Source organism: Microcystis sp. M_QC_C_20170808_M3Col (assembly GCF_007095505.1).
In the GTDB taxonomy this organism is placed as follows: Bacteria; Cyanobacteriota; Cyanobacteriia; order Cyanobacteriales; family Microcystaceae; genus Microcystis.
Map to the genome: position 1 here is coordinate 1 of NZ_SFBY01000241.1, position 3,295 is coordinate 3,295.

General features: G+C 41.4%; 3 protein-coding genes. All 3 read left to right on the top strand.

From position 1 onward, the window contains the following. The first annotated feature begins 443 nt into the window (after nucleotides 1–443). The 3 genes from EWV84_RS10930 (at nucleotide 444) to nblS (ending at nucleotide 3,152) form a co-directional block, all read left to right on the top strand. Entirely contained in the window at nucleotides 444–623 is a 180-nt protein-coding gene (locus tag EWV84_RS10930; protein ID WP_002800600.1) for a hypothetical protein, read from the top strand. Nucleotides 624–698: 75 nt separating this feature from the next. Beyond that, nucleotides 699–1,046, top strand: a complete 348-nt coding sequence (locus tag EWV84_RS10935) for a DUF4359 domain-containing protein (protein ID WP_002798262.1) — start codon at nucleotides 699–701, stop codon at nucleotides 1,044–1,046. Between the two features lie 114 nt (nucleotides 1,047–1,160). Beyond that, nucleotides 1,161–3,152, top strand: coding sequence for a two-component system sensor histidine kinase NblS (gene nblS / locus EWV84_RS10940; RefSeq protein WP_287078028.1), 1,992 nt, complete (start codon nucleotides 1,161–1,163; stop codon nucleotides 3,150–3,152). The last annotated feature ends 143 nt before the right edge of the window (nucleotides 3,153–3,295 follow it).

Consider the following 3,295-nt stretch of genomic DNA (forward strand, 5'->3'; position numbering starts at 1 on the left):
GACTTGCGGTGTCAGTCCGGGTCGCGACCATAAGACCAGAACAGAGTAAAACTGTTAAGGCAGGTGCGGAACCCCGCAAGGGAAAGAAGCAGAAACCTAAATCGTGAGGTTTGGGAATCGCCGTCCGTTTTACGGCGGTGAGGATGTCAAAGGATAATCAATAATCTCAGCCGTAATTATAGCAGTAAGGGATCGGCAGTTTAAAAGTTCACTTATTGGTTTTCTCTTGCCCAAAATTACCGACCCGTATCCGATCACGGTGAAAAACACTAGAAAGAAATTATTAAATTTTTCAAGAAAAATTGCAAAGTTTAGTAAAAATTACTAGCCAGATCAGATGATCGAGTTCATAATGGGGATCAAGAAAAAAATAGGCTTAAACCGATTGGGATCAAGAAAAACTAGCTTTATATACAGAAGATAACTAATTAATGAGGTTTGCTATGATCACCCTGCAACAGGTACGCTGTCCTAATTGTGGAAATTTTGCCGAAAGACAGCATATTTTAGAACACCATCTCGTTAGCACCGCCTGTTCTCACTGTGATTATCTGTTAATTAGTTGCAGTCTCACGGGAAATGTACTAGAGTGCTACGCACCAGGTATTGGCTTAAGAAATTAACACCGCTCCCTAGCCAGATCGAAAATGTCTTGTCAAAATAGAGTGGAGAAGACAAAATTAAGGAGCTAAGTAGCTATGGGGGGTAATTTCTTCAAGGGAGCGATCGCCTTAGGGGTAGTAGCGGGGATTATGGGATTTACCAATCCACCCCAAGAACTTTACAGCGAATACGCCTCGGAAAAACTCCTCGCTCATGCCGACAAAATCGCTTGCGAGAAAATCAGTCTCTGTGGCTCGATCGATTCTTTACCAGTGGCAGCCAGAAATGTGATCAAAAATCAAATCTTAAAACCAGCGATCGAAACCTCTAGTCAACGGCAAAATTTAGGTGTGTTCAGTATTTACACCACAGAGGTACCCGGGGTAGCTAAAATTAGAACTCTGGGCGCTTTTGGGCATTTCTTGACTTTCTCGGAGACTTAGGTGAGATTACTGCCAGCTTAACCGCTACCAGCTTAATAATGAGTTAAGATGATCGTGTTAACCCGCGATTTGAGCGATAGACTCCTCAAGAACACCGATTAATCCTGCCTAACCGTGTTTAATTTTCTGCTCATTCTCCGAGAAGCGATCGCCCGTTGGTGGTCCGAGTTCACTCTCCAAACTAAATTAATGGCCGCGGCTACTTTAGCCGTTTCTTTGTTGATGAGTGGTTTAACCTTTTGGGCGGTTAACACGATCCAGCAGGATGTCCGTCTCAATGATACCCGTTTTGGCCGGGATTTAGGGCTGTTATTAGCCGCTAATGTCTCCCCTCTGATTGCTGAGGACAATTTAACCGATTTAGCCCGTTTTTCAGCCCGTTTTTATAGTAGTACCTCCAGTGTGCGTTATTTGATCTACGCTAACGAGGAGGGTCAGATATTTTTCGGCATTCCCTATTCTACCGCCGAAGTTAAGAACTCCCTGACGATTGAGCGTCGCATTCAATTACCAGAAAATTATGGCGAAAATGCGGAAACTCCCCTCATCCGTCAGCATAAAACCCCCGACGGTGAAGTAACCGATGTCTTTGTTCCCTTAAATCATGAAGGCAAATATTTGGGAGTATTAGCGATCGGGATCAATCCTAACGCTATTGTGGTCGCTTCTTCTAATCTAACCCGTGATGTGACTATTGCCGTTTTTGTCTCGATTTGGGCTATGGTGATTCTGGGGGCGGTTTTTAATGCTTTAACTATCACCAAACCGATCAAGGAGTTATTAGTCGGGGTCAAAAATATTGCAGCAGGAAATTTTAAGCAGCGCGTTGATTTACCCCTGGGAGGAGAGTTAGGGGAATTAATTCTCAGTTTTAATGAAATGGCGGAAAAGTTAGAACGATACGAAGAACAAAATATCGAAGAAATGACCGCCGAAAAAGCCAAGCTAGATACGTTAATGTCCACTATTGCTGATGGAGCAATTCTCTTAGATACGAATTTTCAATTATTATTAATTAATCCCGCAGCTCGGGAAATATTTGGCTGGGAAGATCGGGAAATTATCGGTCAAAATGTTCTACATCTTTTTCCTTCGGAGTTAACGGTTAGACTAACTAAACCTCTCTATCAAATTGCTGCAGGAGAAACCCTCCAACCAGAAGAATCGGCTAATCAAAATCAGAAAAATGCTGTTATTGATCAGGAAAATAATAACTATTCCCCAGCAGAATTTAGATTATCTTTAACTAACCCGAAAACTCGGACAATTCGCCTTTTGTTAACTCAGGTATTCGATCAGCATCGGGAGAATGTCCGGGGAATTGCCATGACGCTACAGGATATCACCAGAGAAACAGAATTAAATGAGGCAAAAAGTCAATTTATCAGCAATGTTTCCCATGAGTTAAGAACCCCTTTATTTAACATCAAATCTTTTATTGAAACCCTGACAGAATTTGGTGAGGATCTCAGCGATACAGAAAAAAGAGAGTTTTTAGAAACCGCTAATCATGAAACCGATCGCTTAACTCGTTTGGTTAATGATGTTCTCGATCTTTCTCGGTTAGAATCCTCCCGTAACTATAACTTAGATGCGATCGATATCGGACAATTAATCGAACAAACCCTAAGGACCTATCAACTCAATGCTAGGGATAAAGGACTAGAATTAAGCTCGGAAATTGAAGCCAATTTACTACCAATTTTAGGTCATTATGATCTACTTTTACAGGTATTAACTAATCTAGTCGGTAACTCCCTAAAATTTACTCCTGCTGGCGGTAAAGTGGTGATTCGTGCCTATAAAATAAGCAGAGATAATCCCCAAGAAACTCCCAAAATTCGCGTGGAAGTATCCGATACTGGTATTGGCATCGATGCCGAGGATCAAAGTGCCATATTCGATCGCTTCTATCGGGTAGAAAATCGCGTTCATACCCTAGAAGGGACGGGATTAGGATTATCGATCGTCAAAAATATTATTGAAAAGCACTATAGTCAAATTAATTTGATTAGTGAAGTGGGAATTGGCACAACTTTCTGGTTCGATCTAGAGCTATATCAAGGCTTGATCGCCAGCAAGAAAATTAACGACGTGAGTTTATAAAAGCTAGGGCAATACTGCCCAAAATGGCTCTTCGGGAATTGTTATGCAAATAATTAACTTAAAATAAAATTCGATGAGAGCAACTACGCTCAAAAGTAGCTGAAATTCATACAGGAAAGGACTTAAGGCACAAAAGGGTTAAT